The sequence below is a fragment of the Longimycelium tulufanense genome (assembly GCF_014645795.1).
Lineage (GTDB): Bacteria > Actinomycetota > Actinomycetes > Mycobacteriales > Pseudonocardiaceae > Longimycelium > Longimycelium tulufanense.
The window spans coordinates 102,394-116,477 of record NZ_BMMK01000017.1; the positions used below are offsets into that span (position 1 = coordinate 102,394).

A 14,084-nucleotide genomic window follows, 5' to 3' on the forward strand; every position below is an offset into this window, starting at 1 on the left:
GACGCTGGTGAGGGGGCCCACGTCCGCCACCCGGCCGGGGACGACATAGGCTTGCCCGTCGTGAGCCGTAACGCCGACCACCACCCCGCAGTCGAGGTGTCCGGGCTGGTCAAGCGCTACGGCTCGACCACCGCCGTGGACGCCGTCGACCTGCGGCTTCCCCGCGGTCGGGTGCTCGCCCTACTCGGCCCGAACGGCGCGGGCAAGACCACCACCGTGGAGGTGTGCGAGGGCTTCCTGCGCCCGGACGCCGGCCGGGTGCGCGTGCTCGGCCTGGACCCGGTCGCCGATGTCGAGCGGCTGCGGCCGCGGGTGGGTGTGATGCCGCAGGGCGGCGGTGCCTACCCCGGGGTGCGGGCCGACGAGATGCTGCGGCTGGTCGCCGCCTGCGCGGCCCACCCGCTCGATCCGGACTGGCTGCTGGCCACGCTCGGGCTGGACGCCGTGCGGCGTACCCCGTTCAAGCGGCTCTCCGGTGGCCAGCAGCAGCGGCTGTCCCTGGCGTGCGCCCTGGTGGGCCGGCCGGAGCTGGTGTTTCTGGACGAGCCCACCGCCGGCATGGACCCGCAGGCGCGCCGCCTGGTGTGGGAGGTGGTTGCCGCGCTGCGGGCCGACGGGGTCTCGGTGTTGCTCACCACGCACCTGATGGACGAGGCCGAGACGCTGGCCGACCACGTGGTGATCATCGATCGCGGGCGGGTCGTGGCCGAGGGCTCGCCGGAGGCGTTGACCAGCGAGACCGCCGACCGCCAGCTGCGGTTTCGGGCCCGCCCCGGTCTGGACCTGCACCTGCTGCTCACCGCGTTGCCCGAGGGCTGCCACGCCATCGAGACCACGCCCGGCTCCTACCTGGTGACCGGCACGATCGACCCGCAGGTGGTGTCGACGGTGACCTCCTGGTGCGCCCAGCACGGCGTGCTGGCCAGCGAACTGCAGGTGGCGCGGCGCAGCCTGGAGGACGTGTTCCTGGAACTGACCGGACGGGAGCTGCGCCCGTGAGGACCCAGACGCGCTTTCCCACCGGCACCTTCCGGCCGGAGCCGGGCCGGGGTCGGCTGCTCGGGATGCTCGCCACGCACACCCGCACCGAGGCGACGCTCACGCTGCGCAACGGGGAGCAGGTGTTGCTCACCCTGCTGATCCCGCTGGCACTGCTGGTCGGGTTGAGCGTGCTGAAGGTCGTGCCGCTGCCCGAGCCGCGGGTGGACTCGGTGACGCCGCGGGTGCTGGCGCTGGCGGTGATGTCGACGACCTTCACCGGCCAGGCGATCGCGCTCGGTTTCGATCGCCGGTACGGGGTGCTCAGGCGGCTGGCCGCCACGGCGTTGCCGCGGTGGCTGTTGGTGGCCGGGCGGGTGCTGGCGAACCTGCTGGTGGTGGCGATCCAACTGGTGGTGCTCGGCGTGGTGGCCGCGGCGCTGGGCTGGTCGCCCGCGGCGTCCGGGCTGGGGTGGGCCCTGGTGTTCGTGGTGCTGGGCGGGCTCGCCTTCGGTGCGCTCGGCGTGCTGTTGGGTGGCGCGTTGCGGGCCGAGGTCGTGCTGGCGCTGGCCAACACCGTGTGGTTCGTGTTGCTGCTGGCCGGCGGGATCGTGGTACCGCTGAGCGCGTTGCCGGACGGCTTGGCCGAGGTGGTACGGCTGTTGCCGTCGAGCGCGCTGGCCGAAGGGTTGCGGACCGCATTGGTGGAGGGCACGTTCCCGGGCTGGGAGCCCCTCGCGGTGCTCGTCGGCTGGACCGCCGTGGCCGGCCTGCTGGCCACGCGCACCACGCGGCTGACCTGAGCGGTCGGCCCTTCCGGGGTCCTGCGTGATCGAGGCCCCAGCGGCGCCGGGCTGCCGCGAACACATGTAGGCAGACCACTTACTATCGGGCGCGTGCCAGCCCTCTCCTGGTTGTCCCGGATTCCTGCGCCGCCGCTCGCGTGGCAACGCGCGTTCGCGATCGCGGCGCTCGTCGCGCACGCGGGGATCGCGGTGACCGGCTCCGTGGTACGCGTGACCGGTTCCGGGCTGGGTTGTCCCACGTGGCCGCAGTGCGTTCCCGGCAGCCTGACACCGGTGGCCCGACCCGAGTTCGACGCGCTGCACCAGTGGGTGGAGTTCGGCAACCGGCTCCTCACCGGGGCGGTCGGCCTGGCGAGCGCGGCGTGCCTGATCGCGGCCCTGCTGGTGCGGCCGCGACGGCCGCGGCTGATCTGGCTGGCGGCGGCCATGCCGGCCGGTGTGGTCGCGCAGGCCGTGATCGGGGGCATCACCGTGCTGACCGGGCTGCTCTGGTGGACGGTGGCGGCGCACTTCCTCGCGTCGGTGGTGCTGACGTGGCTGGCCGTCCTGCTCGTGCGAGCGATCAACGAGGGCGACGAGCCCGCGCGACCGCTGGTGCCCGGCGCGTTGCGCAGGTTGCAGGCGTTCAACGTTGTCGTCCTGGTCGCGCTGTTGGTGGCGGGCACCCTGGTGACCGCGGCCGGGCCGCACTCGGGAGATGCGAACACCCCGCGCCTGGACCTGCCGGTGGCCTCGCTCGCCCAGGTTCACGCCGACCTGATGTTCCTCTATCTCGGTGCCGTCGTCGGGTTGGGCTTCGCGTTCCGCGCGGTGGGCGTCCCGCGCCAGGTCTGGTCGAGCTTCTGGACCGTGATCGCCGTCGTCATCGCGCAGGGCACGTTGGGGATGATCCAGTACTGGACCGGGGTGCCCGAGGTGTTGGTGTCCTTCCACGTTCTCGGCTCCGCCCTGGTCACGATTGCCACCGCGGCGTTGTGGACCGCGACCCGGAACCGGGGTCCGCGACCGGTGCCCGGAATGACCGCCGTTGCCGAAACCCCCACTCCGGCCGGCGTCCGGGCATGACCCATCGCCAGCCGTCCACGGCCCGCTGTCTACCGTGGACTTACTGGGAGCCCGGTGCCGTTCCCGGTCTGGCGTCGACCAGTTGGCGGAGGCGGGCGAGGAGCTCGCTGCGGTTGGCACAGCCGAGGCGTTGCCGCATCCGGGCCATGTGGTGCTCGACGGTCTTGGCGGAGATGAAGAGCCGGTCGGCAACCTGCCGGTAGGTCATGCCGGCCAGCACGAGGGCGGCCACTTCCTGCTCCCGCTCGCTGAGCTGGACGGATTCCCGCGCGTCCGTGGTACCGGCCGCCGCGCCCGGGGTGGCGCCGCGGGGCGTGCCCTGCAACATCCGCGCCCGGTCGAGCAGGCCGACCATGGCCCGCCGGTCGGAGGTGCGGATCGCGGCCTGCCCGGCGAGCCGGGCCGCGTCCCACACCAGCCCGGCGTCGTGCAGCGCGAGCGCGACCGCATCCACCCGGGCCGGGTCGACCCTGCCCCGGGTGATCTCCAGCCAGCACTCGCCCGCCGCGGCGAGAACGGCGTTGTGGCGGTTGTGGTCGCGGTGCTCGGCCAGTGCCACGGCGTGTTGTTCGGCCGCCTCCGGGCGATCGGCGATGATCGCCGCGTGCAGGCCACCCCAGTGCAGCGGTGCCGCCCACAGTGACGGGTCCCCCAGCCGCGCCAGCACCGAACGCGCCTCGGCCAGGTGTGGCGCGATCCGCTCGGAGTCCCGCTGCCGGGCCGCGGCGGTGGCCAGCTCCGCCAGCGGCAAAAAGGTGTAGAGGTCGACCGGGTGCCGCAGGACCGCTTCGCGGGCGTGTCCCCAGTGCCGGTGCAGCCCGGCGAGATCGCTGTGCCGCCGGGCCAGTCCCACCTCGAGTGCGACGGCGAAGAGCCGGTCGCGTGGTTCGAGTGCGGTGCCGCCCGGGGTGGCCCGGGTGAGGTGTTCCCGCGCGGCCGCCGTCCGCCCCCGGGCCATCGCGATCCAGCCCAGCAGCAGCCGGTGCCGTACCGCCATCGGCGTGCCGCCCATGCCGGTGGCCAGGGCGCGGTCGAGCACCGATCGTGCGGCGTCGAACTCCCCGCAGTGCAGGGCCACGAGGGCCGCCAGTGCGGCCGGGCTGTCCGGCAGCGGAGTTGCATGGCGCGCCGGCTCCAGCAGCGAGGCGGCCCTGACCAGGGTCGACAACGCCCTGCTCCAGCAGCCGTCGACCGACTCGCGCAGCCCGTGCGCCATCAACGCGGCCGCACCGACCAGCAGGGTGGGCGGGCCGTCGACGGGGATCTCCGCCAGCAACTGGCGTGCCTCCTCGAGGCGGCCGGTCCCGAGCAGGCCGATGGCGGCGAAGGCGGGCGACGGGCCGACGCCGGCCCACCGGTAGAGCTCGGCGCTGCGGTCGAGCTGGCCGCGGTGGGCGAATGCCGCCGCCGCAACGGCCGCGGCGTCCCGCCGCCCCGGTGCGTCCTCCGTCGCGATGACCTGGTCGGCCCACCGCAACGCGGCCTCAAAGTCCCCCACCAGCGCCGCGGCCCTGGCCCGGCCGGCAGCGACCACGTCCGCCGGGCGGCCGGCGGCCACCGCCGCGGCGAACAGCTCGCCCGCCAGCGCGGGCTGCTCGACGAGCGCCTCGCCCGCCGCGGCCTCGAAGACCGCGGCCGCACTCGCACCCCCGGCCCCCGTGCCGAGCAGGGAACGGGCCAACGGGAGCACCGGGCCGCCGCGGCCCAGCCGCAGCTCGGCGAGCCGCTGCCGGACCGCGTACCGGCGTTCGGCCGGGACCACCGCGGCGATCGCGCGGCGGCTCAGCGGGGGCAGCGCCCCGTCGGGGTCGACCAGGCTGGTGGCCCGGGCCGCGGCCATCACCTCGGCGACGCCCTCGGCGTCGGAGTCCAGCAGGGCGGCCAGCAGGTCGAGGTGGCGGCCGAACCCCGCCTCGATGGCCAGCAGCAGGCGCTGGACGTCGGGATCCAGCCAGTCCAGCTCGGGTTGGAAGCCGGTGAGGGCGGCCAGCGGCACTTCGGTGGGCCGGTCCGGGTTGGCCGGCACGACCTCGAAGGCGGCGGCCAGCCGGGCGACGAACCGGGGCACTCCCCCGGTCTGGGCGTGCACGAACTCCACCAGCGCCGGGCTGGGAACGCGCCCGAGTACGCCGGCCAGCAGGTCGGCGACCTGCGCGGGGTCGAACGGGCGCAGTGCGAGGGAACGGCCGGCGCCGACGAGCACCTCGGTCAGCTCCACCAGGGTCGCCGGGCGCGGCCACGGCCGGGCGGCGACGACGAGCCGGGCGCCCGGCGCCGCGGCCAGCCGGACCAGGTCGCGCAGGTGGGCCGCGCCGAGCAGGTGCGCGTCATCGACGAGCAGGACCGCGTCGGCGGCCGGCGCGCCGGTGGCGAGCGCTGCCTGGTCCAGCACCTCGGCCCCGACGCGTCGGTAGGTGTCGGCGATCTCCCGCAGGATCGTGGTCTTGCCGAGGCCGGCGGGGGCGAGCAGCGCCCCGCGCAGCGGCGCGGCGGGGTCGTCCCCGATGGCCGCGAGCAGGTCGTTGACGGGGCCGGTCAGGATCGGGGCAGGTCGGGTCGGTGCTGGGGACAACGGCCTTCCTCGGGTGCGGGTTGTCGCGCGGCAGCGGGGTGCGGTCATCGCGGGGTGGCCGACGGGGAAGGGGCGCGGGAGCCGCCGGCGGCACCGGTCGGGTTGGGCTTGCTGGTGCTGGACGCGGGTTGGCGTGGCGGGTCGTGGTGGTTGGCGGGCTCCTCGGCGAACGCCCACAGCGCACCCGCGGCGATCACGCCTGCGGCGGCCGCGGCCAGCCCCACCGGTTTCGCGCCGGGTGTCAGCGGGTTGGACCGCCGTTTCGGGGGAAGCTTGAGCGGGGTCACCTCGACCGGCGGCCGGGGTGGCGGGGGCGCGAGCGGGGTGTCATCCGCCCCGACTGGGCGGAGGGCTGGGAGTTGCTGGCCGGAGCGGGCCGCCAGGCGCGAGAGCTGCTCGCCGAGCCGAGCCATCAGCACGGTCGGTTCCTCGTCGGAACCGACGACGGTGACCGGGAGGCGTGGTGCGCCCACGAGCCGGTGCCGGGCGACCAGCGCCGCACCCGCGGCGACGGCGGTCTGCGGTGCGGGGTCGGCGAGGGGTGGGGTCCCGAGCCGGGCGGCGAGCATCTCGGCCACCAGGGGAAGCCGGGTCGTACCGCCGACGAGCAGCACGCCGGTGCGCCCGCGGTGCCGCGCGAAGCGCAGGAGCCGGGCCAGGGCCTCGGCCGTGGTGCCGACTGCAGGCTCGGCCAGCTCGTGGAGCTCCTGGCGGGTCACCGGTACCGGGGTGTAGGCACCGTCCCAATACACCGGGATGGTGGTCTCGGTGGCGGTGGACAACGCCTCCTTGGCCGAGACGCACTCCTGCCGGAGGTCCGCCATCGCGCACCGGGCGTCGGGGTCGCCTGGATCCGGTTCGTCCCGCCGGAAACCGAGCGCGGTGCGGACCTTTGCCACCAGCAGGTCGTCGAGGTGTGTACCCGCGCGGGGGTCGGGGTCCTGCCAGCAGGTGAGCATCTCGAACGGGCCTGCGGCGGTCCGGCGGACCAACGCACACTTCGGGTGGCCACCGCCCAGATCGAGCACGGCCAGTTCGGTGCCGGGGTCGACGCGCTGGCGCGCCGCATGGTTCTCGGCGGCGGCCAACGGTTCGGGCAACAGCGTGAGATCGGTCAGGCCGGCGCGGCGCAGCTGCTGGTGCAGCAGGCCGGTGCGGTAGGGACCCCACGTGGCGGGGTGCGTCACCGCAACGTGTCTGGGTGCCGTCCCTTCCCGTGCCTGTACGTGGTGGAGCACCGCGGTGACCTGCGCGGTCACCAACGCCTGCGCTGGATACGCCGCGTCACCAAGGATCAGCGGCACATCGTCGCCGATCCGAGTGATCGGACCGTGGGCCGCGTGACCGGGCTCGGTGCGTGCGCACTCCAGGGCGGCGGCCCCGACCACGGCCGCGCCGGTGCCGTCGAGGTGGACCACGGCGGGGATGGTCGGACCGCTGGCCCCCAGCCCGACCACCTCGGGCCGGGCCGGTCCGGCGAGCCGGCAGGTCGCCGCGGCGACGGTGCTGGTGCCGACGTCGAGACCCAGGACGTAGGGCATCCCGCTCGCTTCCTCCGCGACAGCCACCGGCGGGCCCGTGCGGCCACGGCCCGCACCCCCGGTTCGGGGTCGCCTGTTCGTACCAAAGGGGCCGTGCCCCGAGCCGACTCCCGAACGCCTCGGTGGACCGACCCCCTAATCCCCCTAACGAGTGCCGGTTACGCCCCGAGACGGAGGGTGATCAACAACTGGGAGTAATCCCCGATGCCCGACCGGCCGGGCCCGCCCTAGCGTCTGGCCCCGCGCCGGTCGCCGCGGCAGCACATCGCGGTCGGTCCCGTGGCGACCCGGCGCCTCATCGGTTCGACAAGACCACGCCTTTCGAGGGAGACGCGTTCCCCATGACGCACGAGACGACGCTGCACGACTTCGTTCTCCACCTGCTGAGCGACCCGCAGGCCCGGGCTGCCTTCGAGACCGACCCCCAGGGCGTCCTCGAGCAGGCGGGCCTGGGTGACATCACCGCGCTGGACGTGCAGGAGGTCATCCCGCTGGTGGTGGACACCGCCCCGGTGGCCGGGCTGACCGGGCTGGACACCGACCTGGTCGGGCTGTCCTCGCTCGGGGTGGACGCCCGCCCCGCGGACGCGATCGGCCAGCTGCAGGCGGTGACCCAGAAGCTGGCGCTGGGCCAGCCGGTCAGCGGCGGCGTGACGGCCGCGGCGGCCGGTGCGGTCACCCTCGACCAGGGCGGCGTGTCGGCCGGCTTCGGCGCGGTCGGCCTGCACGACCAGGGCGCGGTCTCGATCGGCGCCAGCGGCAACGCCGAGCGTGACACCGAGGAGCTCGACGGGGACGCGTTGGGCGGTGAGGTGCTGGATGCCGCGTGCCAGCAGGTGGAGGCCGCAACCGGCACCGTGGACGCGGTGGCCGGGGCCGCCACCGGCAGCGCCGCCGGCGTCGTGGGCGCCGCGGGCACGTCGGTCGGCGCGCTGACCGGTGGCGTCGACGCCTCGGTGGATGCCCTCACCGGCGCCGTCGGCGGCACGGTGTCCAACGTGGGTGGTGTCGTCGACGGCCAGCTGGACGCCGCGGGCGTGCACGACGTGGTTGGGTCGGTCCCGGCCACCGACGCGGTGGAGGACGTCGCCGGCACCACCGTGCACGGCGCGCTCGACACCGTGAACGGCGGTGCCGTGGGCAACACCGTGGCCGGGCTGGGCGACGCGACGGACGTGGCCGGCCTCGGTGGCTCCGCCCAGGGCGGCCTGGACCTCGGCCTGCTCTGACCTCCTTCCGGCCTGACCAGCCGACACCGCGCCCAGGGGCCGGGCCCGTCACCCGACGGGCCCGGCCCCTGCCTTCACCCGCACGGGTAAATCACGGCACACTCCCGGCGTGATCGCACCCCCCTGGCTCGGCCTGCTCGAGGAGACGATCGGGTCCTGCGTCACCCACCGCCGCCCCGACCTGGCGGATCGGCTGCGGCGGAAGCGGTCCCAGCTGCTGGACCCGACGCTGCGCGTCGTTGTGGCGGGGCCGGCGAAACAGGGCAAGAGCCAGCTGGTCAACGCCCTGGTGAACGCGCCGGCCTGCGTCGTGGGTGACGGTGCGGGCAGCGGCCCGCCCACCGTGGTGCGCTACGCCGAGACGCCCACCGCCGGCCACGTCACCCGACCCGGGACGGCCGCCCTCCTGGGCCCGGGCGCCACGGCCGGAGCGGCCCCGATCCCGATGGCGGAGCCGGGTCGCGGGGTGCCGCGCGGCTTCGGGTTCGTCGAGGTCGGCCTGCCCCGCACGCTGCTGGCGTCCGGCATCACCCTGGTGGACACGCCAGGGATCGCCCCGGCGGACGTCTCGTCGCCGGCCACGCTGTCCTGGCTGGACGCCGCCGACGTGGTGCTGTGGGTCTGTGGCGCCATGAGCGAACTGTCCGGCAACGAGCTCGACCTGCTCCACCGTTGCGTCCGGTCCTGTCCGGCCACGGTCGTCGTGCTCAGCAAGATCGACGTTGTCCCCGGGTGGCGCAGGGAGGTCGAACGGTTGCGCTCCCAGCTCACCGGTGCCGCGGTCGCGGTGCCGGTCATCCCGGTGTCCGCCGCGCTGCGGCTCCGTGCCGCTCGCAATGGCGACAAGGGCCTCAACGCCGAGTCCGGTTTCCTCGAGCTGATCGGCCACCTGCGGCGGGAGGCGACCGGAAAGACCGAGGGGCTGGCGTGCCGAACCGCCGGTGCGGTGGCGCAGGACGCGCTCGACCAGCTCATCGATCCACTGCGGACACAGCTGACCACCCCGGTGGAAGATCGTGCGCGGGACGTGGCCGCCGTGATGGACGGGGCACAACGCCGGCTCGACGAGCTGCGGCGGGCCACCACGCGTTGGCAGAACCTGCTTTCCGACGAGATGACCGACCTGATGGCCGACATCGAGTACGACCTGCGCGACCGGACCCGGCAGATCCTGCGCGAGGTGGAACGCATCTTCGACGAGGCCGATCCCAACGACGTCTGGGAGCACTTCGCCGGATGGCTGACCGAGCGGCTCACCGAGGCGGCGGATCGCAACTTCGGCTGGTTGGCCGACCGGTGCCAGTGGGTCGCGGAGAAGGTCGCGCGGAACTTTCCCGGACCGTACGAGGAGATCCCCGCCGAACTGGTCGCGCTGGAGGCCGCGCCCGGGGTCGACGGATCCACGATGGATGCTCCTCGGGTCGAGCGGTTCACGGTCGGGCAGAAGATGTTCACCGCGCTGCGCGGCTCCTATGGCGGTGTCCTGATGTCCGGACTCATCACCGGGTTGGCCGGGATGCCCCTGATCAACCCGATCTCGCTGGGCGCCGGGGCGGCGTTCGGCGGCAAGAGCATCCACGACGAGGCGAAGAACATGCTCAAGCGCAGGCAGGCCTCCGCGAAGTCGACAGCGCAGCGGCACATCGACGACTTCTTCCTCGCCTTCAGCAAGCACTGCAAGGACCTTGCACGTCAGGTGCAACGGCGGCTGCGGGACCACTTCACCGCACGCACCGAGGAGTTGCAGCGCGATGTGGTGGAAATGTCCCGCCGGACCCGGCAGGCGGCCCAGGACCAGGCGATCGCACGAGAGCGGCGACACCGTGAGGTACGGGTGGAACTGGAACGCCTCGCCGGGTTGCGACAACGCGTCCAGGCTCTGACGGTGCAGCACGCACTCCCCAGAGCGGCACGGGAGATCGCGCGGTGACCCCATTCCTTGCGGCGGCGGATCTGCTGGCGACGACGCGTTCCCTGTTCTCCGGCGCTCTCGCCTGCTACCAGGGCAACCCCCGCGCCACCGCCTGGCTGCGACACCACCTGGACCGGCTGGAGCAACCGATCCAGGTCGCCATCGTGGGCGGCCCGCGGTCGGGAAAGTCCACTTTGGTCAATGCGCTGGTCGGTGAGGAGGTGGCACCGCTGGCCGCCGGTGCCCGGCCGGTCACCTGCTACCGGGGTGGGCCGGTCCCTCGGGTGCGGGTCCACGCACCACACCGTCCCCCTTGGGAGATTCCGGCCGAGCGCCGGAACCGGGGGCTGCGGCTGGCGACCGGGAACCAGCTACCGCGGGACGTCGACCGGGTCGTCGTGGACTGGCCCGCGCGCCTGCTCCGCGACCTCACGCTGATCGACACACCGCCACTCACCGGCGATGGACCGGCCCATCAGGCGGCCGTGCAGGCGGACGCCGTCGTACATCTCACCCGCCACCTGCCCGGTACCGAGCTCCCGCTGCTGACCTCGTTGCAGGACAACACCTTCGGTCCGCTGGGCCCGGTGAGCGCCCTCGTCGTGTTGTCCCGCGCGGACGAGATCGCCGGTGGCGGGATCGACGCGCTCTCCTCGGCCAAGCAACTCGCCCGCCGGTTCCGCGGTGACCCCCGTGCGCAGGTGGCCTGCCAGGCCATCCTGCCGTTTGCCGGGCTGGTTGCCACCGCCGGGCGGACGTTGCGGGACGAGGAGTTCGCCCTGCTGCAGCATCTCTCGACGGTTCCCCGCGAGGAGCGGGAAGACCTGTTGCTGTCGGCTGACCGCTTCCTTGCCGCAGAACAGCTTCCGGCGAGTGAGGACGAACGTCGGTGGCTGGTCGAGCGGTGGGGCCTGTTCGGTTTGCGGCTGACCACCGCCCTGATCCGCACCGGATGCGGCTCGGCCGTGCAGCTGGCCGCCCAGCTCGCGCAACGCAGCGGTCTGAGCGACGTGCGCGAGATGATCCGGCTGTGCTTCGTCGAGCGTGCCGAGGTACTCAAGGCCCGCACGGCATGGCTGGCGCTGGACGTACTGCTCCGTAGCGAGCCCCGCCCGGGCACCCGGGAGCTGGCGGCCGACCTGGAACGGGTCGCGGCCGGTGCGCACGACTTCGCTGAGCTCCGCCTGCTGGCCGCGCTGGAGTCGGGGCGGGTGCAGCTTCCCGGGGACCTGGCCGACCGGGCCCGACAGCTGGCCGGGAGCCACGGCACCACGCCGCACGCCCGGCTGGCGCAGGATCCCGACGCCGGGGTGGAGGAGCTGCACCTGGCGGTCTCCGCGGAGCTCCGCGACTGGCGCGACCACATGGGGAACCCGGCTTTCACCGCCGACCAACGGGAAGCGGCGCGGATCGTCGCCCGCAGCTGTGCGGGAATGCTGATCCGGCTCACCGGGTGACGCGGCGCCCGGCTCAGCCGATGGCCGCCCCGGTCACGGGCAACCGGCGCACGGCGGCCGCGGGCGGCCGCGGCCACGACGGCAACGGTGCCGGGGCCAGCGCGGTACCGGCGACCTCGACGTTGAGCGGCGACACCACGCCGTGGCGGTAGGCCAGCGCCACGGCCCGGGCGCGGTCCCTGGCGTCCAGCTTGCGCAGGATGCTCTTCACGTGGCTGCGGACTGTCTCCAGCGACACCACCAGCAGGCTGGCGATCTCCTGGTTGTCGATCCCCTCCGCCATCAGGTGCAGCACCTGGAGCTCACGGCGGGTGAGGTCGTGCCGGCCGCAGCGGTCGAACCGGATCCGCCCGGCCGGCAGCCGGACCAGTTCCGGACGCACCAGGTCGCGGTCGGGGGTGGTGCGGCGCAGGGCGTCGGCGACCGTCCGCGGGTCGGCGTCGCGTGGGATCACCACGTCGGCGCCGGCCAGTAACGCCTCGGCGGCCCGCTCCCCGGCCCACGGGCCGGGATCCACCACCACAATCAGGCGGCAGCGGCTGCGGCCGCTGGCCAGGTTCTGGATCAGGTAACCGGCGGGGTCCAGAGCGGAGTCCACCACGACGACGTTCCGCCGTCCCTGCGGCGGGTCGGCCAGCGCGGCGGCGACCGAGCCGGTGACCCGCACCGCGCCGTGCGCGGTGACCTGGTGGGCGGCCCGGACGAAGTTCTCCGGCACCATCCCGTCCGCCATCAGCAGCAGGACCCCGTCAACCCCGCCTCTGCCATCGCGCGGCAAGCCGGTGACGGGCCGGGACCCGGTCATCCGGGTGGTCCAGCCACGGCGTGGCTCGAGTGTCGGTCGCAACGTGGTCCTCCTTGGGCGGGGCGAGCGAGAAGGTCTCGTAACCCAGTGAGTTGCGACCGGTCCGTTCCGTGACGCCAATCTGGTGTGACGTGCTTCACATCCAGGAACTACCGGTCGGTAATTGGTTCACACCACGCGAATCAGGCGGTCCCCCGCGGTTCCAGGTGGCCGATCACCGGCCAGCCGGGGACCTCCCCGGCCGCCGGCAACCCACACCCGAGGTCTGCGCGTCCGCGAGCAGCAGCCGGGTCGGCTCGTCAACGTCCGGGGGCGAACCCGGTGTGCGGGGCGACCCAGTCCAGGTTCCGCCGGTCGCGGTGCTGGTGCACGGCTCGGCGTGCGGCGGCTGTACCCGCATCGCCGGGGACGTTCGCGAGATCTTCCGGGTTCGGGTGCACCTGCGCTCCTGCCGTGATCCGCATCCGGCGAGCGAGTTTCCCAGTTGCCGACCCACCGGCACCGGGCTGTCGGCGTCCCGCACTCGGCGTGGGTTTCGGATATTGACAACCTTTCCTGGTACGTCGGACCACGAACATTTCCCACCCGACCGCGCTACCCACCACAAAATACTGGCATGCGATCTCGGCACTGTGGCCGGCGCTCCGGACCTGCCGTACCCGTTGAATCGTTCCGCCGATCTCACCCCCCGTGGCAACGGCTACTCGAACAACGGTCAAAAAAAACCGGTGGGGCAGATCTTCGAAGATCTGCCCCACCGGTCGGGAGTTCTACTTGCGGGAGTCGGGTCGGCCCAGCCCCGAATGCGCCGGCCCGACGCGACTCATTTTGGGTACGTCAGACCCCTTGTCCGCCGTTGTCCTCGGTGGCGGAGTTGTTGCTGGGGTCGGTGTCGGTAATGCCATCCGGCATCTTGACCAGGTCGACCTTGACCGTCACCCGGTGCCAGGGGGCGTAATGATATACGGTCCAGACGAAGTTGGCCTGCTCGCCGGGCTGAAGGGGCTGGGTCGTGGTGATGTAGCCCGGCACGAGGGGAGCGACACCGACCGGCTGGGACAGGGACTTCCCATCGGTGCTGAAGATCGTGATTGCGTGCACCTCGGGAGGCACGTTGTGATGGTTGCTCACATCGAACTTCACCTGGACGCCAGCAGGGATGGTGGTGGTGCCGGTGTTCTTGATGAAGCCGTTTCCGGATCCGAACACGCCTTGGATCCCACCGGTCCGAGTGACACCGACACCCACGTCGGGTCCCTCGGCGGCCTGCGCCGGCGCGACGAACAGGCCGACCGGCAGCAATGCCGACAGTATGCCTGCCAGCGTCGCGATAACAACTCGCCTCACGGTTTCTCCTTACCGAAAATTGGATTGCTGATCCAGGACTGGGATACCGCCGTACCGAAGTACACTCGAAAGAATCCGCGAACCCACACCGGCCCGGAGTCGTTACTGGAGGCGCGTCAGGCGAGCCACCGGGCCGAGCGACGCGACCAGCGCGACACCGGCCAAGGCACGCCACCCCGACGGCGAGACTTCACGGAGTTGGGCATGGACGGACCTTTCGAGTAGGCACGACACCGACGCCCGACACCCGGCCGGAACATCTCGACGTGATCCCCTGCAGGAATGACCCCCTGGACTCGGTCGAGCCGGAAGGCTGAGACGAACCTAAGAAGAGGCCACGGCCGGCGGAAAGCGGAGCACCCCGAAGCCCCC

At 73.2% G+C, this 14,084-nt stretch carries 10 protein-coding genes; 6 read left to right on the plus strand and 4 right to left on the minus strand.

Going from position 1 to position 14,084, the window contains the following annotated elements; translation table 11 throughout:
- The first annotated feature begins 60 nt into the window (after positions 1-60).
- The 3 genes from IEY55_RS18120 (at position 61) to IEY55_RS18130 (ending at position 2,849) form a co-directional block, all read left to right on the plus strand.
- Positions 61-999, plus strand: a complete 939-nt coding sequence (locus IEY55_RS18120; protein ID WP_189059377.1) for an ABC transporter ATP-binding protein — start codon at positions 61-63, stop codon at positions 997-999.
- 65 nt (positions 1,000-1,064) lie between these two features.
- A complete protein-coding gene (locus IEY55_RS18125; RefSeq protein ID WP_189059475.1) occupies positions 1,065-1,781 on the plus strand; it encodes an ABC transporter permease in 717 nt (238 codons plus the stop codon).
- Between the two features lie 93 nt (positions 1,782-1,874).
- A complete protein-coding gene (locus IEY55_RS18130) occupies positions 1,875-2,849 on the plus strand; it encodes a COX15/CtaA family protein (RefSeq protein WP_189059379.1) in 975 nt (324 codons plus the stop codon).
- 40 nt (positions 2,850-2,889) lie between these two features.
- On the opposite strand, the gene IEY55_RS18135 is transcribed toward IEY55_RS18130, so the two are convergent.
- Positions 2,890-5,421, minus strand: a complete 2,532-nt coding sequence (locus IEY55_RS18135; RefSeq protein ID WP_229686502.1) for a LuxR C-terminal-related transcriptional regulator — start codon at positions 5,419-5,421, stop codon at positions 2,890-2,892.
- Between the two features lie 44 nt (positions 5,422-5,465).
- Positions 5,466-6,962: an Hsp70 family protein gene (locus IEY55_RS18140; protein ID WP_189059383.1), complete on the minus strand. Its 1,497-nt coding sequence runs from the start codon at positions 6,960-6,962 to the stop codon at positions 5,466-5,468.
- A 341-nt stretch (positions 6,963-7,303) separates the two neighbouring features.
- Between IEY55_RS18140 and IEY55_RS32120 the strand changes: the two genes are divergently transcribed.
- From IEY55_RS32120 to IEY55_RS18155, 3 genes are all read left to right on the plus strand, one after another.
- Positions 7,304-8,191 (plus strand): IniB N-terminal domain-containing protein, encoded by an 888-nt coding sequence (locus IEY55_RS32120; protein ID WP_229686503.1) that lies wholly within the window; start codon positions 7,304-7,306, stop codon positions 8,189-8,191.
- Positions 8,192-8,300: 109 nt separating this feature from the next.
- Complete coding sequence (locus tag IEY55_RS18150; protein WP_229686504.1) at positions 8,301-10,121, plus strand: dynamin family protein; 1,821 nt, start codon at positions 8,301-8,303, stop codon at positions 10,119-10,121.
- The gene (locus IEY55_RS18155) at positions 10,118-11,560 is read left to right on the plus strand and encodes a GTPase family protein (protein WP_229686505.1); all 1,443 of its coding nucleotides are present in this window, start codon (positions 10,118-10,120) and stop codon (positions 11,558-11,560) included. Before IEY55_RS18150 ends, IEY55_RS18155 begins: the two co-directional genes overlap by 4 nt.
- Positions 11,561-11,573: 13 nt before the next feature.
- Here IEY55_RS18155 and IEY55_RS18160 read toward each other — a convergent pair whose 3' ends face one another.
- Both IEY55_RS18160 and IEY55_RS18165 read right to left on the minus strand, forming a co-directional pair.
- Positions 11,574-12,407, minus strand: a complete 834-nt coding sequence (locus IEY55_RS18160) for a response regulator transcription factor (RefSeq protein ID WP_189059385.1) — start codon at positions 12,405-12,407, stop codon at positions 11,574-11,576.
- Positions 12,408-13,202: 795 nt separating this feature from the next.
- A complete protein-coding gene (locus tag IEY55_RS18165; RefSeq protein WP_189059387.1) occupies positions 13,203-13,712 on the minus strand; it encodes a hypothetical protein in 510 nt (169 codons plus the stop codon).
- Positions 13,713-14,084: the final 372 nt, after the last annotated feature.